Below are 23490 nucleotides of genomic sequence, written 5' to 3'. Positions count from 1 at the left end.
CGGCAGCGCGGGCGTAGCGATGTTACGCGCGGCTGTTACAGGATCGGGCCGTCCTCCGCGCCCTCCGGGCCGCCACGGGTCATCTCGTACTTGGTCATCTTGCGATAGAGCGTCATGCGCGACCAGCTGAGCGAGCGGGCGGCCTCGGCGCGGTTCCAGTCGGTGCGGTCGAGCGCGGCGCGGATGCGGGCGCGCTCGTCCTTGCCCGAGCAGTCGAAGCTGCGCTGCAGCCGCACGAAGGCGTCGGGGATATGGTCGAGCCGGATCGCGCCGCGCGGCGGATCGATGAAGATCGCCTCGACGAAGTTGCGCACCTCGCGGATGTTGCCCGGCCAGTCATAGTGGAGCAGCACGTCGAGCAGCTCGTCGTCGGGCGCGGTGACCTGGCAGCCGCAGCGGCGATTGAAGCCCTCGACGAAATGGCGGATGTAGAGGGCGATGTCCTCGGCGCGCTCGGACAGGTCGGGCAGGGTCAGGCGGGCGACGTTGAGGCGGTAGTAGAGATCGGGGCGGAAGCTGCCCTGCTCGACCTGCTGCTCGACGTCGCGATTGGTCGCGGCGATCACGCGCAGGTCGACCTTGACCGGCTTCTCGCGCCCGATCGGCTGGACTTCCTTCTCCTCGAGCAGCCGCAACAGCTTGACCTGGCTGAAGGGGGAGAGCTCGCCGACCTCGTCGAGGAACAGGGTACCGCCGGCGCCGGCGATCACCGCCTTGCCGGTCTGGCTGCGCACCGCCCCGGTGAAGCTGCCCCGCTCGAAGCCGAACAGCTCCGCTTCGAACAGATTGTCGGGCACCGCGCCGCAATTGATCGCGACGAAGGGACCGTCGTGCCGTTCGCTGAGCGCATGGATGGTGCGGGCGCAATGCTCCTTGCCGGTGCCGGTGGAGCCGGTGATCAGCGTGGGCGCATCGCTGCGCGCGATCTTGGGCACGATGCTGCGCAGGCGCACCATCGCGTCACTGTCGCCCAGAAGCCTGGTCTCGAGATCGTCCACCCGCTCACCCGACAGCATCCCGCGCCCGCTCCGGAGGATCCGGAGCAGTTGCGTCACGTGAACACGAAGAAGCGCGCGATGCGCCTCTTTCGGAAATGGTCATGTACTTGTGAGGCGGCCGCGATCGAATGGCGGCCATGATATCTAAGGCGACTCGACGGGCCTGTGGATAACTTTAACAGACCGGACAGTCGACTCCATTTAATGGTGGACGTTTCGTCTACTTTTAGACTGTGCGGGAATTGGCGAGTCGAAACCGCTCGACTCGAATAGATGCCACCGATCCGGACCTGATTTGGATCAATCTCCTTCCGCGCCATGCCGGACAAGCAAATGGCGGAGAGCCGGATGGGCTCCCCGCCATGCGGGTTGCGATGCGGTACGAACTCAGTTCGCGGTGAAGGTCGGTGCGCCGGCCGCGCTGTACTTCACCGTGACATAGCTGTTGTCGCACACGTTGATGGCGGTCCACACGCCGCTGCTGCTGTCGGCGAAGTTGAGCTTCACGTCGTATTTGCAGCCGGCGCCCTTGTCGAAATGCACGGTCATCCGCGCACCCGGCTTCACCGTGGCATCTTCCTTCTTGAAATCGGGATCGACCTTGTTGGGCTGCCAGGTGGTGGTTCCCGTCGGCGCGATCTCGACCGTCTTGATCGCCTTGCCGCTATTGTTGATCAGCACGAAATCCCAATCGTCCGCCATTGCCGGCGCGGCGATCGAGAGCGCGGCGATTGCCGCAAGACTCAGTTTCAGCATGACATGCCCCTCCTGCTTTTCCGGCAAAATGCGCCTGTCCGGAGCGCTCCGCAAGGAGATTTCAGAGAGGGCGGACCAGCCGGATCGCCTCGGCGATCCAGGGCGGATCGGCGACCACCTGCTGGCGTGCACCGGCGCCGAAAGGGAGGAGATGCAGCCGCTCGCCCTCGCGCCCGATCAGCCGGGCGAACAGGAAGCGGCCGGCGGGCCGCGGCACCAGCACATCGCGGTTGAGCGCGCCGCCAAACCCCTCCGGCGCGAGCGTGCGGCACCAGATCTCGTCGCCGGTGCGATAGTCGCCAACCCCGGCGGTCACCACTACCGCGACCATCCCGGGTTCGGCATGCGGAGGCACGATCGTGGCGGTGTTGCGCGGCGCCTGGGCGGCCCCGGCTTCCAGCAGCGCGGCCACGGGGATCTCCGGACGCTCGGGCAGCTTGACCAGATCGGCGGCATCGACGCCCAGCGCGGCGGCAATGCGATTGAGCCAGCCGACCGAGACGGTGCGGGTGCCCATCTCGAGCCGGCCGACGGTCTGCGCCGTGGTCGGCGGCACGCAGCGCGCCGCGACTTCCTCCAGCGTGAGCCCCTTTGCCCGGCGCACTTCGCGGATGGCAGCAATCATCGCAGCCTCCAGATAACCAAATCGGTTTCTCTCTTTCCTACAATCGATCCCACATGGCAAGAGGAGCGAATCGGAACAAAAGGAGATCGTCATGCGGGAACTGGTGGAGCGCGTGGTCGAGGATACTGCGGGGCTGAAGCGTCGTGTCACCGTCAACCTGGCGGAGTCGCCGCTCGCCTGGCTGGCGTCGCGCGGCCATGTCAGCACGAGGCAGCTCGAAGCGGGAGAGCGGCTGCGCAGCGATTACGAGATGGCGGCACTGGGCCCGCGCGTAACGATGCGCTGGGATCCGGCACCGGTGGCCCGTACGCCGGGTGGCGTCGCCGAGCGGCTGGATCCGACGCTGGCGCAGATCTCGGCGCGGCGCCGCTTCGATGGCGCGGTGGAGGCAGCGGGGCCGGGGCTGGCCGACATCCTGTGGCGCGTCGTCTGCGCCGGCGAGGGTATCGGCCCGGCGGAGAAGGCGCTGGGCTGGCCGAGCCGCGCGGGCAAGCTGGTGCTCTGCTTCGCGCTCGACCGCGTCGCCGATTTCTACGGGCTCAAATAGCGGGTTCGGGCTCGACGGCGCCCTTGCCGACGAACCGGCCATAGGCCCAGCCGATCCCGATCAGCGCCAGGCCCAGGCCGAGGAAGGAGAGGATGCGGAGCACCCCGTCGAGCGCGGCGGCGTCGACCAGGAAGACCTTGAAGGTGGTGGCGGTGAGCAAGGCGAGGCCGAAGATGCGCAGGTCGCGGCTGCCGCCGGCAATGCCGCGCCACAGCCAGAACAGCGCCAGCGCCAGCATCGCCGCGCTGTAGCCGCCATTCTCGGCCGTGCCGATCGATCCGGTGAGCAGGTCGCCATGTGCTGCCTGGCGCACGGCGGCGAGCAGGGCGAGGAGCACAAGCAGCGCCGCACCCGGTCGCCAGCGCACCGGCAGGGTCCATAGCCAGAAGCTTGCCAGCCCGAGATGCAGCACGGCGGCATTGAGGAGCGGCAGCGGGCCGACGGATTGCTGCTCGAGCAGGGGGCTCAACAGGAACAGGTCGAACCAGGCGATGCGGAACAGGCCGAGCGCGAGCAGCGCATGGCCGATCGTCGTGGCCTTGCCCTGGCGGAGCAGCCACCAGCCGGCGGCAAGGCTCGCCTGACTCAGCACCGCGCGCTCGATAAAGCCCCAGGCGAGGAAGCGCGGCAGCGTGGCGATGGCGAGAGGCTGCTTGGCGATCGCATAGAGGAGCAGCACGCCCAGCGCGATTGCCGCGATCGACATGGTGCGGCGGAGGCGGCCGAACAGGGCGGGATCGAACAGCAGCGCGATGGCCAGCGCGACGGGCAAGGCGAGTTCGCGCAGAAGCTCGGCCGGCGACGGCAGCAGCGGATAGGTGAGCCGCTCGCCGGAGAGCGAAGCGAGGATCAGCTCGCTGAGCGCACCGAGCGGCAGCGCGGCGGCGACCAGTGCCGCGGCGAGCGGATAGGCGGGCAGCGCGTAGAGGCGCGGGGCACGGAGCCTGCGCGCCCACCAGGCCAGTGCCGCGGCGACCAGGGTGAGCGGCAGCGACAGCCAGTCGCCGGGGACGAACTGGCCCAGCCCCAGCCCGGCGAGGAATGCCGCCAGTGCGGTGGCAGCGACCAGCATGGGATTGCCGGTCTCCGATCGGATCCGCCAGGCGAGGCTGAACGTCGCGATCGCAGCAAGCAGCTCGACAATGCCCCAGGCCTCGGCGGGAAGCAGAGCGGGTGCGCGCAGATGGGCGACGAGGAGCGGTCCGGCAGTGCCGAGCAGCGCGATCGCTACCCAGATTGGTTGGCGGCGCGCGAGGACATGGCCGGGAAGCGCGAAGAGCGCGGTGGCCAGGATTGCCGCGATGGGCGTGAAGCCGCGGTCGGGCAGGCCGATCGCCAGCATCTCCAGAACGAGCAGCAGGGCAAGGGCAGCGAGCGCGCCGGGCAGGTAGACGACGTCCCGCCAGGCGAGGATCAGCGCCGCGCCGGCCAGGACGAGGTAGAAGCTCCAGGGCAGCCAGCCGAAGTCGAGCGCCGGAGCAAGGATCGCGAGCTGCAGGCAGCCGGCCACGAGCGGCGCGAGGCGGAGCCAGCGATTGCCGGCGCCCGTGGCGGGCAGCGCGGCGCTCGCGCCGAAGGCGAGCAGCATGGTGAAGCCGCCGACCGCGGAGAGATCGTCGCTGCGAGCCACCAGCATCGCGATCAGGAAGTTGATCCAGGCAAAGCCCGCAACGCAGGCGGCGAGCGCCAGCCAGGCCCAGCCGCGATGGATGGCGAGGCCGAACAGCGCGGCGGTGAACAGCCCGAGATAGACGAGCAGCGGCCCGATCCCCGCGGCGTCGAAGCCGGCGACCATGGGGGCCGCGAAGCCGCCGACCAGCGCCATCACCGCGGTTGGCGGGCCATGGCGCAAGGCCAGTGCGAGCGCGCCTCCGGTGACCAGCAGGACGAGCAGGAAGGCGGTGAGGGGCGCGATCAGGTGGTAGAGCGCGGCCGCCATGTAGAGCGTGCCGTAGAGGCTGGCGATGCCGGCCCCGGCGAGCGCCTGGGCAACGCGCGGATCGTCCGCAGTGGCGGGCAGCCGCCGGGTCGCTTCGCTGCCCGCGATCAAGGCGATGCCGAACAGGGCGGCGAGCAACGTCCGTGTCGAGGGGCTGAGCAGGCCGCTCTCGATCGAGTAGCGGACCAGGAAGAAGCCCGCGAGTACCAGTGCCGCGCCGCCGATCCAGATCGGCAGCTTGCCACCGATCAGCGTCTCCAGGCTGAACTGCGGGAGTTGACGGGATTCGGAAATGGGCCGCCGTGGCTCGGGTTCAGTCCTGGCCGCACGCTCCGGGGGCGGCTCGGCGGCCATGACCGACGCTTCGGCCATCTGGTGCTGTGCGGCCGCGGGCGAGGCCGGGCGGGCGGAGGGCTCGCGCCCGTCTTCCTCGAGAGCAACGATCCGCGATTCGACACGGCGCAGTTCTTGTTCCAGAAAGGCCATGCGCCGCAGCACGATATAAAAGGCCGCAGCCGCGCCCAGCGCGAGGAGAAGGGTGAGACCAGTCACTCACCCGATCCTCGCACAGTGGAGCGCACCTGTCGCGCACAACCCGGTTGCCCCGTGCAACCGATCGGATAGGCCTTTTTGCCAAAAGCCTGGGAGAGGTTGGCATGATCGTGTTTGGTTCGACGCTTTCGCCCTATGTGCGCAAGGTCATGGTGTTCGGTGCCGAGAAGGGCCTGGAACTCGAGTTGCAGCCCGCCGGGATGGGGCGGGGGAGCCCGGAATTCATGGCTGCCAGCCCGTTCGGCAAGATGCCGGGCTTCAAGGACGGCGATTTCCTGATCTCGGACAGTTCGGCGATCGTCGCCTATCTCGATGCCAAATATCCCGAACCCAATCTGATCCCTGCCGAGCCGCAGGCCCGCGCCCGCACGATCTGGTTCGACGAGCTCGCCGACACGATCATGATGGCGGCCGGGAGCGCGATCTTCGGCCAGCGCTTCGTGCGCCCGCGCGTGCTCAAGATGGAATGCGACCATGCGGCGGCCGATGCCGCCGAGCGCGACCTGATGCCGCCGATCCTGGCGTATCTGGAGGGCGCGATCCCCGCGAGCGGGTTCCTGGTCGACGATCGGCTGACGCTGGCGGACATCGCCGTGGCGAGCCCGCTGGCGACGCTGGGCTGCATCGGCGTGACCGTCGATTCGGCACGCTATCCGCGGCTCGCCGCCTGGGTTGCCTCGATGCATGCCCGGCCGAGCTTCGCGGCGATCATCACGCGTGACCGCGCCATGGTCGATGCAATGGGCGGGCCGGTGGCGCGCGAGGCGGTTGCCGGCTAGGGTTGGACCTAGCCAGCACCGCGCGGCGCGCCTATCTGGGCGCCATGCGGTTCGCCTTCATCAAATGCCATGGCTCGGGGAACGACTTTCCCCTGATCGACGCACGCGCGCTCACCCTGTCCGACGCGGACTGGGCGGGCGTGGCGCGGGCGCTGGCCGATCGTGCCGGGCCGGTGGGCGGCGACGGGCTGCTGCTGCTCACCGCGGGCGACGATGCCGGGCATGATTTCGGCATGCGCATGTTCAATTCGGACGGATCGGAGGCGGAGACCTGCCTCAACGGCCTGCGCTGCACCGCGCGGCTGGGCTTCGAGCTGCTCGGGCTCGACCATGCCCGGGTGCGGCTGAAGACCAGCAGCGCGGAGGTCGCGCGCGCCGAGCCGCTGGCGCCCGGCGTGGTGACGATCCGCGAGACGGCCGGGCCGGCTTCGACGCGCACCGCCGATGTCGGGCTGCGCGTAGACGCAGCGGAGATCATCGACGCGCCGATCCCCGGCCTGCCGAGCGCGCGCGCCTTCACCGCGATCGCGATGCCCAACCCGCATCTCGTCACATTTGTTGAATCGGTTGATGAGGCCGAGCTGGTCGCGCTCGGCGACTGGTGCGAGGCAGGCCCCGAACTGATCCCGGCCCGCGCGAATGTCTCCTTCGTCGAAGTGCGCGGGCAGGACCTGTTCGTACGCACCTATGAGCGCGGCGTAGGGCTGACCGACAGCTGCGGCAGCGCCATGGCCTCCTCGGTCTATGCCGCGGGCCGCACCGGACGGGTGCCCTTCGGCACGGTGATGAAGGTGTTCAACAAGGGCGGGCTGGTGATGGGATCGTCCGATGCGGACGGCATGGTCACCATTCGCGGCAACGCGACCTTCCTCTACGACGCGACGATCGCCGTCGATCCGGCGGCGGGCATTGCGGAGACGCCGCTGGTCCATGCCCGGCGCGAGGACGAGGTCGTGGCCTGGGCCGCGGCGATCCCGGCCTAGGCTTCGACGAACCCCGCCAGGTTGGCGAGCGAGGATTTCAGTCCCTGGACATGGTCCTGCTTGCCGATCCCCTGCGGGACGTCCTCGCAGGTGATCGCGACGCGGGTGGCGCCGTCGGCCGGCTCCAGCGTCCAGGTCATGCGCATCGTGCCGGCAAAGGCCGGGTCTTCCGAATCGAACACCGCCGCCTGGACGATGCTCCGGCCCGGGTTCAGCGCGGTGAAGCGCACCTCGACGACATCAGCATGTTCGGAGGTCTTGCCCGGCGCGTCATGCTCGGGATCGTCGTACGACAGCGCCATGCGGTAGCCGCCGCCCGGCCGCGCATCGAATGCCAGCATCTCGCCGGTCATCCCTTCGGGCGGGAGCCAGCGCACCAGCTCCGCGGGATCGATGAAGGCGCGCCAGATCCGGCTGGCCGGCGCCTTGACGAGCCGGGAGGCGCGATCGGTGCGCGAGACCGTCCTCACCCGAACTCCACGGCCTCGAAGCGCACGGGGCGGCCGATCGCCCGGTTGGCGAGCTCGGCTTCCCACATCACCCGGTTGCCGCGCACGATCGTGCCGATCGGCTTGCCGGTCAGCTGCTTGCCGGTGAAGGGCGACCAGCCACAACGCGAGGCAAGCCAGCTCTCCTCGATCGTCCAGCGTGCCTTGAGATCGACCACGGTGAAATCGGCGTCATAGCCGACCGCGATCCGGCCCTTGCCGGCGATGCCGAAGATGCGCTGCGGGCCGGCGCTGGTCAGGTCGATCACCCGCTGCAGCGTGGTGCGGCCCTCGGCGACATGGTTGAGCATCAGCGGCAGCAGCGTCTGCACGCCGGGCATGCCGCTGGGGCTGTCGGGATAGGGCTTCGCCTTTTCCTCGCGGGTGTGCGGCGCGTGATCCGAGCCGAGCACATCGGGCACGCCCTGGTTGAGCCAGTGCCACAGCCCGTCGCGATGCGCCGCCGAGCGGATCGGCGGGTTCATCTGCGCGAAGGTGCCAATCGTGGGATAGGCCTCCTCGCCCGCCAGCGTCAGGTGCTGCGGGGTGACTTCGCAAGTGGCGATGTCCTTGTGCTGGCCCAGCAGCTCCAGCTCGGCGGGGGTGGTGACGTGGAGCACATGGATCCGCCGTCGCGCCGCGCGGGCGAGGCCGAGGATGCGGCGGGTGGCCAGCATCGCGCTCTCGTCGTCGCGCCATACCGGGTGGCTCGAAGGATCGCCGGGGACGCGTTCGCCCAGGCGGTCCTGCATGCGGAACTCGTCTTCGGCATGGATCGCGACGCGGCGATGGCCCGAGGCGAGCACGCGCGCGAGGTTGGCGTCGTCCGACACGAGCAGGTCGCCGGTCGAGGCGCCCATGAAGATCTTCACGCCCGCGGTGCCGGGCAGGCGCTCGAGCTCGGCGAGATGCTCGGCATTGTTGTTGGTCGCGCCGACATAGAAGGCGTGGTCGCACCACATGCGATCCTTCGCCCGGGCGAGCTTGTCCTGCACCGCCTCGGCCGAATCGGTGTTGGGCTTGGTGTTCGGCATCTCGAATACCGCGGTCACGCCGCCGAGCACCGCCGCGCGCGCGCCGCTTTCCAGGTCTTCCTTGGCCTCGAGGCCGGGCTCGCGGAAATGGACCTGACTGTCGATCACGCCGGGCAGCACGTCGAGGCCGGTACAGTCGATCGTCTCGCCAGCTTCCAGCACGCCGCCGATCGCGACGATGCGGCCATCCTTCACGCCCACATCGGTTTCGGCAGGGCCACCGGGTAGGTGCACGCGACCGCCCTTGAGCTTCAGATCGACAATCATATTCCGCGCCTCTTCCGTCGCCCCCGGCCACCCCCTACCTGTTCGGCATGACCGATACCAGCACCAGACTAGCCGACCGCGCCCTGATCCGCATTTCGGGCGAGGATGTTCGTGGATTCCTCCAGGGGCTGGTGACGCAGGACATGGCGGGTGTCACGCCGGAGACGCCGCAATGGGCAGCCTTGCTGACGCCGCAGGGCAAGGCGCTGTTCGATTTCATTCTCTGGGCGGACGGTGATTCGATCCTGGTCGATTGCGAAGCGACGCAGCGCGAGGCGCTGGTGCGGCGGTTGAGCATCTACCGGCTGCGCCGCCCGATAACGATCGAGCCGATGGAGGGTGGGGTGCATTGGTCGCCGAATGCGGGGCAGGGCGTCCCCGATCCGCGCCTCGCGGCGCTCGGCCATCGCTGGCTGGGCTCGGCGGAGGGTGATGAAGCGAATGGTTGGCGGGGACATCGCCTGCGCCTCGGTGTCACCGAAGGCGTCGAGGAGCTGGGCCAGGACAAGACGCTCTGGCTCGAATGCAATGCCGGCGAGCTCGGCGGTGTCAGCTTCACCAAGGGCTGCTATGTCGGCCAGGAGAACACCGCGCGCATGCATTATCGCGCCAAGGTCAATCGCCGGCTTGTGGTCGCGCCGCTGGGCGAGCCGGGCGACCGGACGCGTATCGCCTATCCGGATCTTGGCCTGATGGTGGAATTGCGTCGGGTGGAGTCGCTTGGCAATGCACTGATGCCGCAGTGGCTGGCGGCGGCGCTGCAGGCGGAGGCGAGCTAGATTCCCCGCCAGCCCAGCCTGCCGGGCAGCGCGGTTGCGGCGTAGTCGATCTGCAGCACGCGGCGGCGTTTCGGTCGCGTGGCGGCATTCGAGGCATGAAGGATCGGCGTCGCATACGCCCAGACATCGCCGGCCTCGGCCAGGCAGGCATGGATGCCACAGGCTGCCACGGTCCGCTCGATGTCGCTCTCCGCAACCAGGGTTCGATGTGATCCGGGCGCAATCAGCAAGGGGGCGTTGTCGAGCGGTACCGGATCCAGGTGGACGCGCAGCGTCAGCATTCCGGCGAGCAACGCGAATGGTGGCGCGACATGGTGCATGCCGTGCTTGATCGTCCATGGGCCGAAACCGGCCACGTCGCAGCGTGCGGTGACGGCAATGGTGCGATCCTGATGCCAGCCCAGGGCCCAGTTGGTCCGGTGGTTCTTGTCGAACAGGATGGCGCGCACGGGCCGGGCATCCGGACCGAGGCGTCGAGCGGCGATTCGCCCGATCGTGCCTTGCGCTTCGAGCAGGTCCGGCAGGTCCGTTACCTCGCGAAGGCGTAACCCGGGACGATCGGCGGGCAGGCCGGCAAGCGCGGCCTCGATTCCGTTCCGTGCTGCCAGCGCCGCAGCGCGCAAATACTCGGCGCCATCGCGCTCCAGGGACAGCGGCATCGTCGAATCGATCATCCGGATCGGGCTAGTGCGGCTCATGCCCGGAGCGCAACTGCCCAAAGAAAAAGGGAGGCCGGTTTCCCGGCCTCCCCAATTCTGTCAGTCCCTTGGGACCGGTCTGGCTTAGTAGCCCGAACCCGGACCGTAGGTGACTTCCACGCGGCGGTTCTGCAGCTCGCGAACGCCGTCGGCAGTCTCGACGCGCGGCTTGCTCTCACCGAATGCTTCGGTCGAGATCGCACCGGCACCGATGCCACGAGCGGTCAGGTAAGCCTTCACCGAGTCAGCGCGACGCTGCGACAGGCCAACGTTGTAGCTGGCCGAGCCCGAGCGGTCGGCGTGGCCGGCCAGCATCACCTGTGCGTTGCCGCAGTTCTGGTAGTTGCTGATGGCGTTGTCGAGGATGCTCGCGGCTTCCGGCGTGATGTCCGACTTATCCCAGTCGAAGAACACGATGTACGGTCCCGGGGTGCAGACGACAGTCGGCGTCGGGGTCGGTTCCGGAGTCGGGGTCCAGGTCGGCGTCGGAGTGGGCTCCGGCGTCGGCGTCGGGGTCGGCTCGGGGGCCGGCGCACCGAAGTTGAAGGTCAGACCGCCGAGGATCGAGTGCGAACGGAACCGACCGTTGAGGGTGCGGCCCGAGGCATCCACCAGCGCGGTGGTCGAGCTGTTGAAGAAGCGATACTTCAGCGACACGTCGATCGAGTCCGACAGCGGAGCGCGAATGCCGGCGAGAGCCTGCCACGCGAACACGGTGTCCGAATCGTTCAGCGAGTCCTGGTAGCTGTTCAGAGCGAGCTTGCTCTTGACGCGCGCGACACCGACACCAGCGCCGACGAAGCCCTGAAGGCCATCATCGTCACCGAAGTCGAGCAGGCCGTTCACCATGAAGCTCAGGGCCGAAGTGCGGCCACCGGCATAGGCGTAGTTGCCCGGAGCGGCGTTGACGGCAGCGCCGGCAGCGGTGCGAACCGGCATCGTCACGGTGCTGACGATACGATTGACCGAAGCCTCGCGATAGCCAACTTCGGCTTCCGCACGGAACGGACCGAAGTCGTAACCGACGGTTGCGTCAGCGTCCCAGCCAGCCTTGTGGTGCGCAGTTACGACATCCTTGGCAGCGCCGATGTCGAACTTGATGTCTTCGACGAGCATAGCGCCGCCTTCGACACCCACATACCACGCATCGTCGCGGGCGAGGGCGGGCGTGCTCAGCGCGGTGGTCGCAAGTGCCAGAATTACGGCAAGCTTCCGCATCTTAATCCCCTTTCATGATTGTCACTACGGACAGCGAAAAACTCAGTACCGAAACGAAAGTTTCTGCGCAAGCGCACAAATCCGGGGACTGTTGCAGGAACGTCACAGTCAGCCGGAATGGATCAGGCCATGCGCACGCAATGCAACGATCACCGCAGAAATTGCGGCCCGCGCTGGCGCATCAACCACCGTCCCGCCTTCTGGTTCCGCAATTTCCGGCATTTGCGCGCCGACCACCTGTTGCCCTTCGACGACAACCCGACCATGCGCTTCGCCCTGGTGCCATTCGCCGTCGCGGAACAGGGCGTATCCGGCACCGTGGCCAAGCCAGAGGCGCATGCCCTCGCGCGGAGTTGCGAAGCGCCAGCCACCCTCCGTCCAGCCGGCGACGTCACCCCCATGACCTGACCAGGCTCCCACCGGCGCGCCACCCACGATCCAGCACTGGCCGGGAGCGGGGGTTTCCGGTGCGATGTTCAGGTCCGTCCCTTCGGCCGCCGCCTGGACCAGCAGGTCGAGCCGGACAAGCGCTTCATTGTGATGGATTTCCTTCTGCGCCTGCCCGGCGTCGAGCAGCGGCAGGTCGAGTCGGCTGGTCATCTCGGTCATGCGGATTCTCCTTGATCGGGCAGGGTCAGCGTTGCGGGCGGGGAGGTTCCGGTGATGCCGAGCTGACGCACCTCGATTCTCGCCCCTCCTGCGATGGCGGCGGCCCCTAGTGTTATTTCGGGCGCCAGCGTCTCCACGGTCCATCCGATGCCGTTGTTCGGGATCAGGGTTACGCGGTAGCGCTCGCCGCCGGGCTCCGGAGCCAGGTCGCGCCCGTCCTCCCATCGCCAGTCCGACCGGCTGCGGCGCACCCAGGTCAGCCGGACCCCGCCGTTCGATAGCCTGCGGGCGAAGAGCTGAACGGGAGGGAGTGGCAGCAACGAGATGCCATTGATGGCAGCGAACGCCTGTGCGGCTTCGCCTACGTCTCCCGCGCCCTCGGCCAGCAGCCGCACCTCGGTGCCGATTGCGCCTAGCGGTACGTCGGTCATAGTGACTGTCCGGGCGTCGAGCAGCACGAAGCGGTTGCTCTCGACCTGGCTCCCGATCGCATTTTCGGTGCCACGCCGGCCGCGCCACAGGCCGGAAAGGCGCCATTGTCGTGCATCGAGCCGCTCGGCGCGCCTGAACTGGATCAGTTCGTCGCCCAGCATCGCGAGATTCGCTCCTGCGTCGAGCGCGATGTCATCCGCATGGTCGAGCAGCATTGCGGGATTGGCGAGTTCGACGACGACATGGTTTCTCCGGTCCTCGATCTGCGGCGCTGCGCGTCCGGGAGGCGTGCGGATCCGGCCGAGTACGGCGATGCCTTGCGTGCCGCCGATTTCCTGCCATGCCGTGCCGCCGTCGATGCTGAGCAGCAACGCCGCCCGGCGCCATCCCTCGGCTTCGCCGGCCGCGGCAATCGCGATTCTCGGGGTTGTTGCGGGCGCATCGTCGATCGGCGGGAGCTCGAACGCGTGCAGGATCGTACGTCCGATGGCCACGTCCCCGGCGCCGAGGGCGCGGCCTCCGCTGCCCGGCAGGGGGGCGACTTCGGGGGCCAGGGCAACGCAGTCGAGGGACACCGACATGCCCTCGAACTTCCAACCATCGACACGCCAGATGCCCGGCGTGCCCGCGATACGCACCCGGCTGCCGGGCGAGACGGCAAGCGCTTCCCAGCCCAGATGCACCGTCCGGCGGGTGCGTTCTGTGTCTGCGCGGAGCAGCGCGGCCTCGGCCAGCGTCCGCGCGGTCCCGGCGTCTATCGCGGCGGGCAGCTCGATTCGCATGTCCCGGCTGGCTGGACCGGTACCGCCGGCGCGCTGCAGGCCGATCTGCCAGTCGCGGGCTGGGTCGTAATGGCTGAGGCTCAGCGTGCGCGGCACCCGGGTCGCCGAGGCGACGCTGCGGTTCCCGCGCCCGTGCCCGCCGACGCCGCTGTCCTCGATCGTGATCGCCTCGCCGGTGCCGCAGTGCAGCATCGGTCCCTCGCCGAACCAGCCGCCCGCAGCCTGGCCGAGCACTTCGACTATGCTGGCCAGGCTCGCGCCCTGCGCGGCGAAGCCTGCCAGCGCAACGCTCGGATCGGCCTGGTTCAGCGCGCCCAGCGCCACGGCGATGTCGCCGGCCGGCACCGGGGCGGCATCGGCCTCCACTTCGAAGCTGAGCGACGGGATGCGGTTCCCCCAGGGGCCGAGTTCGAGATCCTCGAACACGGCATAGGCGATGCCGCGATGCGCCGGCGCGCGTCCGGCACCTTCCGCCGCCACGATCAGCGGATCGGCGGGCTGGTCCTCGCCGCCCAGGTGCAGCCGGAAGCCGGTGCGGGCCTTGAAGTCGCCGGCGCCGCCGCGCAGCAGCTGGCCGTCCGCCCAGATCCGTCCCACGCCCAGGATCGGCCGCGCCGAAAGCGCCACCGCCAGGCTGGCGGTGTAGCTGTAGGTCGTGGTGCTCGGGCGCCCCTTGCCGCCCGATTGCCGGTCGCGATGCTCGACCAGGTCGGTCGCCCAGATCACCGATCCGGCCACGCGCATCGTCCCGAAGAGCTTCGGGACCTGCGTGCCATAGGAGGAAGTCTGCACCTTGAGGTCGCTCAGCCGGGGTCCCTCGCGGCCCTTGGGCTTGAACAGGATCTCATGGTCGATGACGTTGCCGATCATCGATCCGATCGCCGCGCCCGCCGGACCGCCGATCAGTCCGCCGGCGACGGTGAGCACCAGGGTCGCCATTGTCAGTCCTCCGATTTTCGCCAGCGGCCGATCACCGGCCAGGGGAGCGGGTCGGGCCGCTCGACTACCCGACGCAGCATCGCGTCGGCATGGATCAGCCCGGTCCCGCTATCGATGCCGAGGTGCAGCTGCCCCGGCCCGCTCGCGAGCAGTACCAGGTCGCCGGGTTGCCGCGCTTCGGTCATGACCAGCCCAAGCGACGCCGCCACCCTGGACACCCGTGCCCGGTCGTCGCTCCGCATCGCATAGCCAGCGGGTATCGCGGCGCCATATGCCCAGCCCGCCAGCCCGACACAGTCGAGCCCCTCGCGTGTCCGGCCCCGCGGCCGGAAGCGCACGCCGATCATCGCGCGGGCACGCGCAAGCACCGCGCTCATCCGCCCGGATAGCGGGTCAGCAGGTCGATGCCGGGCAGATAGGGCTCGCCCCGGAAGTTGACCGCATTGCCGAACCGCTCCGCGCAGGTCGCCAGGCGCCGGTCGCACCCTTCGACGAGCAGCACGCGTCCCGGCGCGTCGAAGCGCGGCGGCCGGCGCAGGGTCAGCGTCGTACCGGCGGAGCCGAGGATCGCGTCCTCCAGCCCCGAATTGGCGCCGCTGATCCAGCGCAGCCGCCCCTGGGCATAGCCATTGGCCACCGGCTCCCCGGTATCGAGGGTCACCACATTGTCGGCGATCGCCGTCACTCGGGCGAAGCGCCGGCGCCCCGCCATTGCCACCCGGCATCTTTTGTCGCCCAGCTCGGCCCGGCATTCGGGCGAGGTCTCCTCGACCACCGGCCGCTCGAGTGCTGCCATCGCCCCGCGCAGCTCGGCGGTGAGCATGCCGTCGCGCGTCTCGAGCCCGCCGATCGTCCCTTCGCCCAGCGCCACCTGCCGGGCCGGATCGGTCCAGTCACAGGCGAAGATCGCCACCCGCGCGCCGTCCCAGCGCCCGGCGAGCAGGTCCGCCTCGCCGATCGCCTCGCTGGTCAATGCACCGGTCACGTCCATGCTCGCCGGATCGAGCCCGGCCCCCCGCGTGATCGCGCTCGGCACCATGCCGGGTGCCGCCCGGTGGACCAGCCCGTCCCATTCGATGTCCCGGTCATGTGCGGTCAGCCCGATCGTCACCCCGTCGCGCCGTTCGATCCGCCAGCACAGCGCCAGCGTGGTGAGCGCTTCCGCCAGCCAGCTCATTCGCGGATCTCCACCAGCGGCACCGAGGCGAGCGCCCCGGCCTGGAAGGTCGCGCGGCTCACGCGCAGCTGATCCTCGGCGACTCGCTCGGGGCGCAGCGCATAGAGCTCGCGCACCGCGCCGCCGTCATCGGCCAGCACCTGGACATAGCCATTGCCGTGCAGCAGCAGCTGCGCCGCCAGCGTCTCGATCAGCGGCTGGCCGCCGCTGCGCGCCGTCACCAGCGCGAGCAGCGCCGGATCGCTGGCCTTCAACGCCGCGCTGCCCGCGCCCTCGGCGACCAGCTTCACCGCCCGCTGCGCCACCGGATTGTGGCAATAGGCGTCGCGCACCTGTGCCTCGTAGCTGCGCGGCCATTCGCCCATGCTGCCGGCGAAGCTGCCCGCGCGCGACAAAGCCGGCCGCGCGCCTTCGCGCACGGACTTTCGCCCGAACCATTTCATGCGTTGCTCCTGAAAATCGAGGGTCTGCTGGTTTGAAACGGAAGCTGCGAAGACGGACCTCTAAAATCCTCCCCCGGAGGGGGAGGAGTGATTAATGGCCAAGCCCTAACCCCCGCACCCACCAACCGCCCCCAACTCGCCGGCGCTCAGCTTCCCGTCGCGGTCGCAATCCCGCGTCCAGTATCCCGCCGCCAGCCCGGCGCGCGCGGCATCGATCGCCGGCCCGCTCCCCGGCACCGCGGCCGAGACCATCGCGCCAACCTCCGCCCGGTCCAGCCCGCCATCGCGGTCCGCATCGAAGCGCGCCACCAGCGCCGCGCTTCCCACATCCAGCGCGGCCCGCCCGATCGCGCACCCGCACAGCATCAGCATCCCGGCAAGCGCAGCCGCCCGCCAGGCCCGGATCGGCCCCGTCATCGCTTTTCTCCTGATTGAAACTCCCCTCCCTGCAAGGGAGGGGCCGGGGGTGGGTGGATGCTGGCGATACTGCAGCTGGACGCAATGCCTCGCCGTATCGCGGGCAGGGACCCACCCCCCATCCCCTCCCTTGCAGGGAGGAGAGATTTCATGACCTCGCTTATTCTTCCGTCATCCCCGCGCAGGCTGGAATCCAGGGTCCAGCAGGACAAACCCTCGATCCCACCCGCACGGGGATGACGCTGGGCGAGCTTGCCCGCCCAACTTCAAAAGCCCCACTCTTCACAAAACCCGGATCGCCGCCTTGCCCCTGCGCCCGAGCATCAGCTCGTGCAGCGCCCAGACCAGCGCGTCCGCGCGGTCCGGCGATCGGCCCGGCCCTTCATAGCCGCCGCCCATCACCAGCCCGCACAATTCGTCCTCCAGCGCCGGGAAGGCGCCGGCGTGCCGCACCTTGCCGCCTTCGTAGAGCAGGCTCACCGGCTCGGCGCGTGCCGCCTTGCCCTGGCTGGCATGCACCAGGGTCACCGGCAAATTGCTGTCGGCGCCGAGCAGCACGGCCTTCACCATCGCGCCGCCCTGGTTCTTCTCCGCCACTATCCGATCGGCATCGTGCCGCGCGGCACAGGCCGCCACCGCATGCGCCCAGCGCTCGGGCGATACCCCGTGCACGCTCGCATCCTCGAGCACATAGGCCTTGCCGTCGCGTCCCAGCGCCGCCGCCACGATCCCGCAGCTGTCGCCGCCGATCCCTGCCGGCGGATCGACGCCGATGATCCGGCGTACCAGCTCGGGCAATGCGTCCGCCCGGCAGGCGTCGAGCAGGTCGCGCGTCCACAGCGCGCCTTCCACCTGGTCGAGCATCTCGCCGTCCAGCTCCTGCCGGCCGAGCCTGCTGCCCGCATATTGCGCGGTCATCGCCTCGACGAAGCTTGCCGGCAGCCACGGATTGTCGCGCGTCTTGCCCAGGGTTTCGTGCACGCCGGGCAGCGCCATCACCATCCGCATCAGCTTGCCCGGGCGCGGAGTGGTGGTCACCACGATCTGCGGCATCTCGCCCACGCGCAGCGTCATCGCCAGATTGTCCCAGGCCGCCTGGCCGCCGCGCCCCCATTTGGCGAGCTCGTCGCACCAGGCGAAATGATGCTCGGGGCCGCGCAGGCTGTCGGGTGCCGCAGCCGAATAGACCTGGGCCTGCGCTCCGTTCGCAAAGCGCAGCGCGCCGGTGGTCCGGTGCCACACCGGTTCCTCATCCTCGCGGGCGCTGGCAAGCAGGCCGCCTTCGCCTTCCACCATCACCCGCTGCACATCGGCTTCATTGGCGCCGACCAGCGCGATCCGCGCACCGGGATGCGCGCGCGCCCGGGCGAGCACCCATTCGGCACCCGCGCGGGTCTTGCCGAAGCCGCGTCCGGCGCGGATCAGCCAGATCCGCCAGTCGCCTCCGGGCTCGGCCTGCCCGCGATGCGCCCATTGCCACCAGCGCTCGACATATTCGCGCTTCTGCGGCGCGCTCAGCGCGCGGATCGCATCGGCCCGCTTGTCGGGCGGATAGGTGAGCAGCCGCTCGAACGCGTCATTGGCCATCCTGCTTCTCCGCGCGCTCCGCGGCTTCGCGGGCCCGGGCGCGATCGATCGCGTCGAGCTTCCGCATGATGGCCGCATCGGTATCCTCGGGCCGCGCCCGCTTGAGCGGCGGGCCGCCCTTCCATTTGCCCTTCAGGCTGTTGCGATGCAGGCCGAGCAGGCGGATCGCCTCCTGCACATCGATCTCGCGCCCGTCCGCGCAAGCGATCGTCCTGCCGCCGCCGGCCAGGATATGGCCGAGCAGCTCGGTCTCCAGCATGTCATAGCCAAGCGCCAGCGCCTTGCGCCATTCCTCGGCGAATTCCTCGTCCTTGCGCCGCAGGTGATAGACGCTCGGCGGCGTCACCCCGGCGACATCGGCCGAGGCGCGGACATTGGCGGTGCCCGCGAGGTGATCGAGGAATGCTTCGCGCTTGGTCTTGGACCAGCGCACCCAGTGCCGTCGCTTCTTCTCCACGGCGCCTCTCCCGAAAAAGAAAAGGGCCGGATGGCGTTGCCGCCCCGGCCCGACTCGCAATTCTTCAGCGTTCCTGTTTTGTGCCATATCAGCGTGACGATGTCAAGCAAAAAGTGCCTATATGGTTCGTTGAAACGTGCGATTTCCGGTTCGCGGGAGGGGAATCCAAGGGAATGGCGGGTTCAGCGGCTCCCCGGCGAAAGCCGGGGAACCGGAAGGGCTGAATCTCGAGGCGCAGACCTCAGAAGGGCAGCCAGCGCGCCTTTTCGCTGAACTTCATATAGCCGGCGTTGACGCCCAGCCGCCAGCCGACGCCCAGGCGCACCGGGATCAGCACCACGTCGCCGCGGCGCATATAGGAGGCGGAGAGGCCGCCGACGAAATAGGCGCGGCCCTCGCCCTGGGGGAAGCGCTTGTAGAGGTCCTGGGTGTCGTAGAGGTTGTAGACCAGCACGAACACCTTGTTGGCGTCGCCGCCCAGGTCGAAGCCGATCGACGGGCCGGTCCAGTAGACTTTCCGCTGGCCCTCGACCTTGTGGAACAGCATGCCCGAACCATATCGCAGGCCGACGCCGATCGCGCCCGAGGCTTCGCTGCCGGCGATATAGCCATTGGGCTGGCCCTGATCCTTGAGGATGTCCTCGATCAGCTTGGCCAGGCCCGATGCGCCCTTGCCGAACACGCCCTCGGCGGCGCCGACCAGCTCGTCCTGCTGGTAGGTGGTGGCCTGGTCGCGCGAGGTGCCGCCCTGCTGGGCGGAGGGGGCGGGCTGCTGCTGCTGCTGGCCGGCCGGGCCCTGCTGCTGGGGATAGGGATCCTGCGGCGGCGGGGCGGGCACGTCCTGCTGCTGCGCCGGCCGGTTGTACGGGTCCTGCGCGGGCGGAGGCGTGTTGATGTCCGAATCGATCGCGGTGTTGGGATCGATCGTGGTCATCTGCTGCTGGGCGGCGGCGGGCATGGCCGTCATCGCGAATGCGGCCGTCGCAGCCATCAACACCAGTGCACGAACGTTCATCGCGGAATTACCCCAGCTCATCAGATTGGCCCTTTTGTAGGGGGCGGGGCTGTCGCGGCAATGAACGAGCGGCAAATTGAGTCGATTTCACGTCAAGCTGGGCGTTGATTGCTGCGAAACCCGTCGCTATAGGCCCTGCCTTCGAGCCGTTATCCGGAGACGTGGGTGAGTGGCTGAAACCAACGCTTTGCTAAAGCGTCATACGGGAAACCGTATCGAGGGTTCGAATCCCTCCGTCTCCGCCACCTTGGTAATGTGCTGATATTACTTATATTTTTAATGTGATGCCGGCCCGGCCCGCCCGATTCGCAGGTCTTGGCAGCCGCCGCCAAAGCGCTTAGGCAGGGATATGCCCAGCTGGCAGCCCAAAGCGTCGATCCCGCGCACAGAGAAAAAATCCCGCACCCGCAAGCCGCGGCCCCGTTCGCTGCGTCTGCACGGCACCGTCGCGCGCACCCTCGGCATCCGGATCGTCTCCGGCCAGATCACGCCGGGCGAGATCCTCGAGGGCGAAATCGCCGCGAGCGAGCAGTTCAAGGTCTCCCGCACCGCCTATCGCGAGGCGATCCGCATTCTCGCGGCGAAGGGGCTGGTGCACTCCCGTCCCAAGATCGGCACCCAGGTCAGCCCGCGCCGCGAATGGCATCTGCTCGATCCCGACGTGCTCAGCTGGATCTTCGCCGGCGAGCCCGACGATTCGCTGATCGAGAGCCTGTTCGAGTTGCGCCGAATCGTCGAGCCCGACGCCGCCCGCCTTGCCGCGCTGCGCCGCACGCCCGAGCAGCTCGCCCGCATGCAGGAAGGGTTGGCGGGGGTCGGCAGGCATGGATTCGATTCGGAGGAGGGGCGCTGCTGCGATGAGGCCTTTCATTCGGCATTACTCGAGGCTTCGGGCAATGATTTCATCATGTCGCTCACCAGCGGGGTCGCTGCCGCGATCGAGCTGACAACGGCGTTCAAGCAGCAGCACCTTCCCGCCCCGCACGACGCGCTGCCCGTCCACCTCGCAGTGCTCGAGGCGATCGAGGCGCAGGACGCGGACCGGGCACATGACGCGATGGCCCGGCTGGTAGAGCGCGGCTTCCAGGATACGATGGAAGCGCGCGATCCCGCCAACAACGCCGTCGGCCGTCGTCGCGCCTGCTGAACGCGACAGCTTTTCTATCGCCCGCCGCAACAACCGTGCTGACAAGCGCATTTGCATTTTGCCATAGCGCTGCCTAAGTCCCGCGCGAGCGATGTTACCGCTAACTTAATTCGAAAGACAGGAGAGCAGGCATGGCGCTGACCGGCGATTTGTTCATTGCATCGAAGCGCGTTCACCGCGACGGACCGGGCTTCCAGGCCGTCGCCGCGTCGACCGGCGCGCCGCTGGAGCCGAGCTTCAGCATGGCGACCAAGGAAGACGTCGAAGCCGCGACTGCCGCCGCCGAGGCTGCTTTCCCGATCTATTCCAACCTGCCGCGCGAGAAGCGTGCCGAGTTCCTTGAGGCGATCGCTGAGGAGATCGATGCGCTGGGCGAGACGCTCACTGAGCGCGCTATGCAGGAAAGCGGCCTGCCGCATGCCCGCCTCACCGGCGAGCGCGGCCGGACCTCGGGCCAGCTGCGCCTGTTCGCCAAGGAACTGCGCCTCGGCGAATATCTGCGCGCCCGCATCGACCACGCCATTCCGGATCGCCAGCCCGCCCCCAAGCCGGACCTGCGCCTGCGCATGATCCCCGTCGGCCCGGTCGTGGTGTTCGGCGCGTCCAACTTCCCGCTCGCCTTCTCGGTTGCCGGGGGCGACACCGCCTCGGCGCTCGCCGCGGGCTGCCCGGTGATCGTGAAGGGTCATTCGGCGCATCCCGGCACCTCGGAACTGGTCGCCGGCGCGATCGAGCGTGCGGTCGCGCGGACCGGCATGCCCGAGGGCGTGTTCTCGCTGATCAACGGCGCGGGCAACGAAGTCGGCTCGGCGCTGGTCAGCCACCCGGTGGTCAAGGCGGTGGGCTTCACCGGCTCGCGCGGCGGCGGCACGGCGCTGATGAAGCTTGCCGCGAGCCGCCCGGTGCCGATCCCGGTCTATGCCGAGATGAGCAGCATCAACCCGGTCTTCCTGCTCCCCGCCGCGCTCGAGTCGCGCGCCGAGGCGCTGGGCAAGGCCTATATCGGCAGCCTGACCATGGGTGCCGGCCAGTTCTGCACCAATCCGGGCCTGGTCCTCGCGCTGGAGAGTCCCGCGCTCGATCGCTTCCTCGCCGCTGCGACCGAGGCGGTTTCCGGCGCGGCAGCACAGACCATGCTCACCCCGGGCATCCTCAAGGCCTATGAGCAGGGCGTTGCCCGCTGGGCCGCCGCGCCGGGGCTGAACCAGGTCGCGCAGGGCCAGGAAGGCTCGGCGAGCTGCGGCCGCGCCGCGCTGTTCACGATGACCGGCGCGGACTTCATCGCCGATCCGAGCCATGCCGAGGAAGTCTTCGGTGCCGCTTCGCTGCTGGTGCGCTGCGCGACGATCGAGGAGCTGCTCAAGGTCGTGTCGCTGCTCGAGGGCCAGCTCACCGCGACGCTGCACCTCGACGATGCCGATACGGAAGTCGCAGCCAAGCTGCTGCCGCTGCTCGAGCGGCTCGCCGGGCGCATCCTCGCCAATGGCTGGCCGACAGGTGTCGAAGTGACCGACGCGCAGGTCCACGGTGGCCCGTTCCCGTCGACGGCGGATGGTCGCAGCACTTCGGTCGGCACGCTGGCGATCGACCGCTTCCTGCGCCCGGTTGCCTATCAGGACCTGCCGGCGGCACTGCTGCCAGCGGACCTGCGCGACGGCGACGCGGGCATCCCGCGCCGCATCGACGGCAAGCCGACCCTGTAAGGGCCCACTTTCCCTCCCTTCCAGGGGGAGGGGAGTATTGGTTGTTCGTCCCGCCTGCGCGACGTTCGGCCCGGGCCGGGTGCATGCCCGGTCATCGGATGCTAGCATGGGGATCTTCCTGCAACGGAGGGTCTCCATGCGTTTCCTGCTTGTCGCCACCGCTCTCAGTTTCGCCGCCCTGCCTGCCCATGCGCAGGAAAAGGACGAGGCGGGCGCCCGCGCCGCGGTGAACCACTATCTCGCCGGCCATGCGACCGGCAGCGCGGCCGAATTCTCCGCCGCATTCCATCCCAAGGCGATGCTCTACTGGAACCGCGAGGGCGCCTTTGCCGAGCGGACTCTCGCCGACTTCATCGCCGCCGCCGCGACGGGCAAGCCCGCCGCAGACGAGGCCCAGCGCAAGCGCTCGATCGAGAGCCTCGACGTCACCGGCAATGTCGGCATGGCCAAGGTGGTGCTCGACTACCCGGCCGTGCGCTTTGTCGATTATCTCTCGCTGGTGAAGGCCGATGGCGAGTGGCGGATCGTCAACAAGATCTTCCAGGCCGAGCGCAAGGCGAACCAGGGCGTGAGCCCGTAAACGACCGCTTTTTGCATGACGGGTTAGGAAGCCGTTGTTCTCCAGCACGCCTCAAGTTGCTTGAGAGACGTATCGACCCAGGCCGCAAGCGGAGTGCCTATGTTCGAACTAATCGTCAGCTTGCCCATGTTATCCGAGGACGGCGCCGTGAGCGAATAGCCCGTGCCATCCAGCGTGAGCGCCGTGGATTTGTCCTCCAGGCCATAGGGTGCCGGTGACGGCACTTGAATTTTCCGCATGGAGGCGATGACGGACCTGACGGCAGGGCATGTAGCGCTGTCGGCCCATGCGATTTCCGGTACCGCGTTGAGCGAATTTTTGGTGCGACGAAGGATGTATCGGAATTCCGCGTCCGTGCCCCGGTCCCCGGTCGCGATGTCGATATTTTCGCTGATATGATTGAGTGCCCCGGTTCGACTGAACTGCGCCCATTGTCGAGGCAGGTCAGACAGAGCAGGGTCGTTCATAAAAGCAAGCAAGACCGCGAGCATAATAGTCTCCCGAGCATCGGCTTCCGAAATTTACACGCTATTCTTGTA

The 23490-nt window shown here is 68.5% G+C and carries 24 protein-coding genes, 1 tRNA gene and 1 pseudogene; 8 read left to right on the top strand and 18 right to left on the bottom strand.

The genetic code is table 11. From position 1 onward, the window contains the following. Nucleotides 1-35 precede the first annotated feature (35 nt). From O3305_RS14215 to O3305_RS14205, 3 genes are all read right to left on the bottom strand, one after another. Nucleotides 36-1055, bottom strand: coding sequence for a sigma-54 interaction domain-containing protein (locus tag O3305_RS14215; protein ID WP_269573134.1), 1020 nt, complete (start codon nt 1053-1055; stop codon nt 36-38). Nucleotides 1056-1385: 330 nt separating this feature from the next. Beyond that, the gene (locus O3305_RS14210) at nt 1386-1754 is read right to left on the bottom strand and encodes a hypothetical protein (protein ID WP_269573133.1); all 369 of its coding nucleotides are present in this window, start codon (nt 1752-1754) and stop codon (nt 1386-1388) included. 61 nt (nt 1755-1815) lie between these two features. Continuing rightward, the gene (locus O3305_RS14205; protein WP_269573132.1) at nt 1816-2379 is read right to left on the bottom strand and encodes a helix-turn-helix domain-containing protein; all 564 of its coding nucleotides are present in this window, start codon (nt 2377-2379) and stop codon (nt 1816-1818) included. 91 nt (nt 2380-2470) lie between these two features. On the opposite strand from O3305_RS14205, the gene O3305_RS14200 reads away from it, so the two are divergent. Beyond that, nucleotides 2471-2926, top strand: a complete 456-nt coding sequence (locus O3305_RS14200) for a DUF6456 domain-containing protein (RefSeq protein ID WP_269573131.1) — start codon at nt 2471-2473, stop codon at nt 2924-2926. Here O3305_RS14200 and O3305_RS14195 read toward each other — a convergent pair. Further along, complete coding sequence (locus tag O3305_RS14195) at nt 2919-5417, bottom strand: DUF2339 domain-containing protein (RefSeq protein ID WP_269573130.1); 2499 nt, start codon at nt 5415-5417, stop codon at nt 2919-2921. The two genes, O3305_RS14200 and O3305_RS14195, sit on opposite strands and share 8 nt — an antisense overlap. Nucleotides 5418-5521: 104 nt before the next feature. Between O3305_RS14195 and O3305_RS14190 the strand changes: the two genes are divergently transcribed. Both O3305_RS14190 and dapF read left to right on the top strand, forming a co-directional pair. After that, nucleotides 5522-6196 (top strand): glutathione S-transferase family protein, encoded by a 675-nt coding sequence (locus O3305_RS14190; protein ID WP_269573129.1) that lies wholly within the window; start codon nt 5522-5524, stop codon nt 6194-6196. A 44-nt stretch (nt 6197-6240) separates the two neighbouring features. Continuing rightward, entirely contained in the window at nt 6241-7179 is a 939-nt protein-coding gene (gene dapF / locus O3305_RS14185; RefSeq protein WP_269573128.1) for a diaminopimelate epimerase, read from the top strand. Here the strand turns inward: dapF and O3305_RS14180 are convergent. Together O3305_RS14180 and O3305_RS14175 are read right to left on the bottom strand one after the other, a co-directional pair. Next, nucleotides 7176-7649: an SRPBCC family protein gene (locus O3305_RS14180; RefSeq protein WP_269573127.1), complete on the bottom strand. Its 474-nt coding sequence runs from the start codon at nt 7647-7649 to the stop codon at nt 7176-7178. The two genes, dapF and O3305_RS14180, sit on opposite strands and share 4 nt — an antisense overlap. Further along, the gene (locus O3305_RS14175) at nt 7646-8968 is read right to left on the bottom strand and encodes a dihydroorotase (protein ID WP_269573126.1); all 1323 of its coding nucleotides are present in this window, start codon (nt 8966-8968) and stop codon (nt 7646-7648) included. The genes O3305_RS14180 and O3305_RS14175 overlap by 4 nt, the downstream gene beginning before the upstream one ends. Nucleotides 8969-9015: 47 nt before the next feature. Between O3305_RS14175 and ygfZ the strand changes: the two genes are divergently transcribed. Continuing rightward, nucleotides 9016-9747: a CAF17-like 4Fe-4S cluster assembly/insertion protein YgfZ gene (ygfZ, locus tag O3305_RS14170; protein ID WP_269573125.1), complete on the top strand. Its 732-nt coding sequence runs from the start codon at nt 9016-9018 to the stop codon at nt 9745-9747. Here ygfZ and O3305_RS14165 read toward each other — a convergent pair. The 11 genes and pseudogenes from O3305_RS14165 to O3305_RS14115 all read right to left on the bottom strand — a co-directional run bounded on the left by O3305_RS14165 (nt 9744) and on the right by O3305_RS14115 (nt 19542). Further along, the gene (locus O3305_RS14165) at nt 9744-10421 is read right to left on the bottom strand and encodes a phytanoyl-CoA dioxygenase family protein (RefSeq protein ID WP_269573124.1); all 678 of its coding nucleotides are present in this window, start codon (nt 10419-10421) and stop codon (nt 9744-9746) included. The genes ygfZ and O3305_RS14165 overlap by 4 nt on opposite strands. Before the next feature lie 108 nt (nt 10422-10529). Further along, nucleotides 10530-11663, bottom strand: coding sequence for an OmpA family protein (locus O3305_RS14160; protein ID WP_269573123.1), 1134 nt, complete (start codon nt 11661-11663; stop codon nt 10530-10532). A 108-nt stretch (nt 11664-11771) separates the two neighbouring features. Continuing rightward, nucleotides 11772-12272, bottom strand: a complete 501-nt coding sequence (locus O3305_RS14155; protein WP_269573122.1) for a DUF2793 domain-containing protein — start codon at nt 12270-12272, stop codon at nt 11772-11774. Continuing rightward, nucleotides 12269-14425 carry a GTA baseplate fiber-binding domain-containing protein gene (locus O3305_RS14150; protein ID WP_269573121.1) on the bottom strand — a complete coding sequence of 719 codons (2157 nt, stop codon included), beginning with the start codon at nt 14423-14425 and terminating at the stop codon, nt 12269-12271. The genes O3305_RS14155 and O3305_RS14150 overlap by 4 nt, the downstream gene beginning before the upstream one ends. A gap of 2 nt (nt 14426-14427) precedes the next feature. Next, nucleotides 14428-14802 (bottom strand): NlpC/P60 family protein, encoded by a 375-nt coding sequence (locus O3305_RS14145; protein ID WP_269573120.1) that lies wholly within the window; start codon nt 14800-14802, stop codon nt 14428-14430. Then, entirely contained in the window at nt 14799-15602 is an 804-nt protein-coding gene (locus O3305_RS14140; protein ID WP_269573119.1) for a phage/gene transfer agent baseplate hub protein, read from the bottom strand. The genes O3305_RS14145 and O3305_RS14140 overlap by 4 nt, the downstream gene beginning before the upstream one ends. A 77-nt stretch (nt 15603-15679) precedes the next feature. Further along, nucleotides 15680-16045 (bottom strand): annotated as a pseudogene (locus O3305_RS14135) (phage portal protein); the annotation flags it as partial. Nucleotides 16046-16150: 105 nt separating this feature from the next. Continuing rightward, nucleotides 16151-16462 (bottom strand): EF-hand domain-containing protein, encoded by a 312-nt coding sequence (locus O3305_RS14130; RefSeq protein WP_269573118.1) that lies wholly within the window; start codon nt 16460-16462, stop codon nt 16151-16153. A gap of 282 nt (nt 16463-16744) precedes the next feature. Then, nucleotides 16745-18049, bottom strand: coding sequence for a DNA-packaging protein (locus O3305_RS14125; RefSeq protein ID WP_269573117.1), 1305 nt, complete (start codon nt 18047-18049; stop codon nt 16745-16747). Continuing rightward, the gene (locus O3305_RS14120) at nt 18039-18506 is read right to left on the bottom strand and encodes a hypothetical protein (RefSeq protein ID WP_269573116.1); all 468 of its coding nucleotides are present in this window, start codon (nt 18504-18506) and stop codon (nt 18039-18041) included. The genes O3305_RS14125 and O3305_RS14120 overlap by 11 nt, the downstream gene beginning before the upstream one ends. A gap of 241 nt (nt 18507-18747) precedes the next feature. Beyond that, the gene (locus tag O3305_RS14115) at nt 18748-19542 is read right to left on the bottom strand and encodes a DUF1134 domain-containing protein (protein ID WP_502958134.1); all 795 of its coding nucleotides are present in this window, start codon (nt 19540-19542) and stop codon (nt 18748-18750) included. 134 nt (nt 19543-19676) lie between these two features. Between O3305_RS14115 and O3305_RS14110 the strand changes: the two genes are divergently transcribed. The 4 genes from O3305_RS14110 to O3305_RS14095 all read left to right on the top strand — a co-directional run bounded on the left by O3305_RS14110 (nt 19677) and on the right by O3305_RS14095 (nt 22951). Beyond that, nucleotides 19677-19766, top strand: a tRNA-Ser gene (locus O3305_RS14110). A 104-nt stretch (nt 19767-19870) separates the two neighbouring features. Further along, nucleotides 19871-20668, top strand: coding sequence for a FadR/GntR family transcriptional regulator (locus tag O3305_RS14105; protein WP_184163970.1), 798 nt, complete (start codon nt 19871-19873; stop codon nt 20666-20668). A gap of 131 nt (nt 20669-20799) precedes the next feature. Beyond that, complete coding sequence (locus O3305_RS14100) at nt 20800-22371, top strand: aldehyde dehydrogenase (NADP(+)) (protein WP_269573115.1); 1572 nt, start codon at nt 20800-20802, stop codon at nt 22369-22371. Between the two features lie 136 nt (nt 22372-22507). Beyond that, nucleotides 22508-22951: a nuclear transport factor 2 family protein gene (locus O3305_RS14095; RefSeq protein WP_269573114.1), complete on the top strand. Its 444-nt coding sequence runs from the start codon at nt 22508-22510 to the stop codon at nt 22949-22951. 23 nt (nt 22952-22974) lie between these two features. Here the strand turns inward: O3305_RS14095 and O3305_RS14090 are convergent, their stop codons facing one another. Next, nucleotides 22975-23442, bottom strand: coding sequence for a hypothetical protein (locus O3305_RS14090; RefSeq protein WP_269573113.1), 468 nt, complete (start codon nt 23440-23442; stop codon nt 22975-22977). Between the last annotated feature and the right edge of the window lie 48 nt (nt 23443-23490).

The sequence above is a fragment of the Sphingomonas sp. NIBR02145 genome, assembly GCF_027359115.1.
Classification (GTDB): domain Bacteria; phylum Pseudomonadota; class Alphaproteobacteria; order Sphingomonadales; family Sphingomonadaceae; genus Sphingomonas; species Sphingomonas kyeonggiensis_A.
Note: the sequence above shows the minus strand (reverse complement) of the source record. Positions and strands in the feature narration are given on the sequence as shown.

Coding starts and splice junctions, on each gene's coding strand:
- O3305_RS14210 (WP_269573133.1), bottom strand. CDS start 1,754: ATGCTGAAACTGAGTCTTGCGGCAATCGCCGCGCTCTCGATCGCCGCG.
- O3305_RS14205 (WP_269573132.1), bottom strand. CDS start 2,379: ATGATTGCTGCCATCCGCGAAGTGCGCCGGGCAAAGGGGCTCACGCTG.
- O3305_RS14200 (WP_269573131.1), top strand. CDS start 2,471: ATGCGGGAACTGGTGGAGCGCGTGGTCGAGGATACTGCGGGGCTGAAG.
- O3305_RS14190 (WP_269573129.1), top strand. CDS start 5,522: ATGATCGTGTTTGGTTCGACGCTTTCGCCCTATGTGCGCAAGGTCATG.
- dapF (WP_269573128.1), top strand. CDS start 6,241: ATGCGGTTCGCCTTCATCAAATGCCATGGCTCGGGGAACGACTTTCCC.
- O3305_RS14175 (WP_269573126.1), bottom strand. CDS start 8,968: ATGATTGTCGATCTGAAGCTCAAGGGCGGTCGCGTGCACCTACCCGGT.
- ygfZ (WP_269573125.1), top strand. CDS start 9,016: ATGACCGATACCAGCACCAGACTAGCCGACCGCGCCCTGATCCGCATT.
- O3305_RS14165 (WP_269573124.1), bottom strand. CDS start 10,421: ATGATCGATTCGACGATGCCGCTGTCCCTGGAGCGCGATGGCGCCGAG.
- O3305_RS14160 (WP_269573123.1), bottom strand. CDS start 11,663: ATGCGGAAGCTTGCCGTAATTCTGGCACTTGCGACCACCGCGCTGAGC.
- O3305_RS14155 (WP_269573122.1), bottom strand. CDS start 12,272: ATGACCGAGATGACCAGCCGACTCGACCTGCCGCTGCTCGACGCCGGG.
- O3305_RS14150 (WP_269573121.1), bottom strand. CDS start 14,425: ATGGCGACCCTGGTGCTCACCGTCGCCGGCGGACTGATCGGCGGTCCG.
- O3305_RS14145 (WP_269573120.1), bottom strand. CDS start 14,802: ATGAGCGCGGTGCTTGCGCGTGCCCGCGCGATGATCGGCGTGCGCTTC.
- O3305_RS14140 (WP_269573119.1), bottom strand. CDS start 15,602: ATGAGCTGGCTGGCGGAAGCGCTCACCACGCTGGCGCTGTGCTGGCGG.
- O3305_RS14130 (WP_269573118.1), bottom strand. CDS start 16,462: ATGACGGGGCCGATCCGGGCCTGGCGGGCGGCTGCGCTTGCCGGGATG.
- O3305_RS14125 (WP_269573117.1), bottom strand. CDS start 18,049: ATGGCCAATGACGCGTTCGAGCGGCTGCTCACCTATCCGCCCGACAAG.
- O3305_RS14115 (WP_502958134.1), bottom strand. CDS start 19,542: ATGAGCTGGGGTAATTCCGCGATGAACGTTCGTGCACTGGTGTTGATG.
- O3305_RS14105 (WP_184163970.1), top strand. CDS start 19,871: ATGCCCAGCTGGCAGCCCAAAGCGTCGATCCCGCGCACAGAGAAAAAA.
- O3305_RS14100 (WP_269573115.1), top strand. CDS start 20,800: ATGGCGCTGACCGGCGATTTGTTCATTGCATCGAAGCGCGTTCACCGC.
- O3305_RS14095 (WP_269573114.1), top strand. CDS start 22,508: ATGCGTTTCCTGCTTGTCGCCACCGCTCTCAGTTTCGCCGCCCTGCCT.
- O3305_RS14090 (WP_269573113.1), bottom strand. CDS start 23,442: ATGCTCGCGGTCTTGCTTGCTTTTATGAACGACCCTGCTCTGTCTGAC.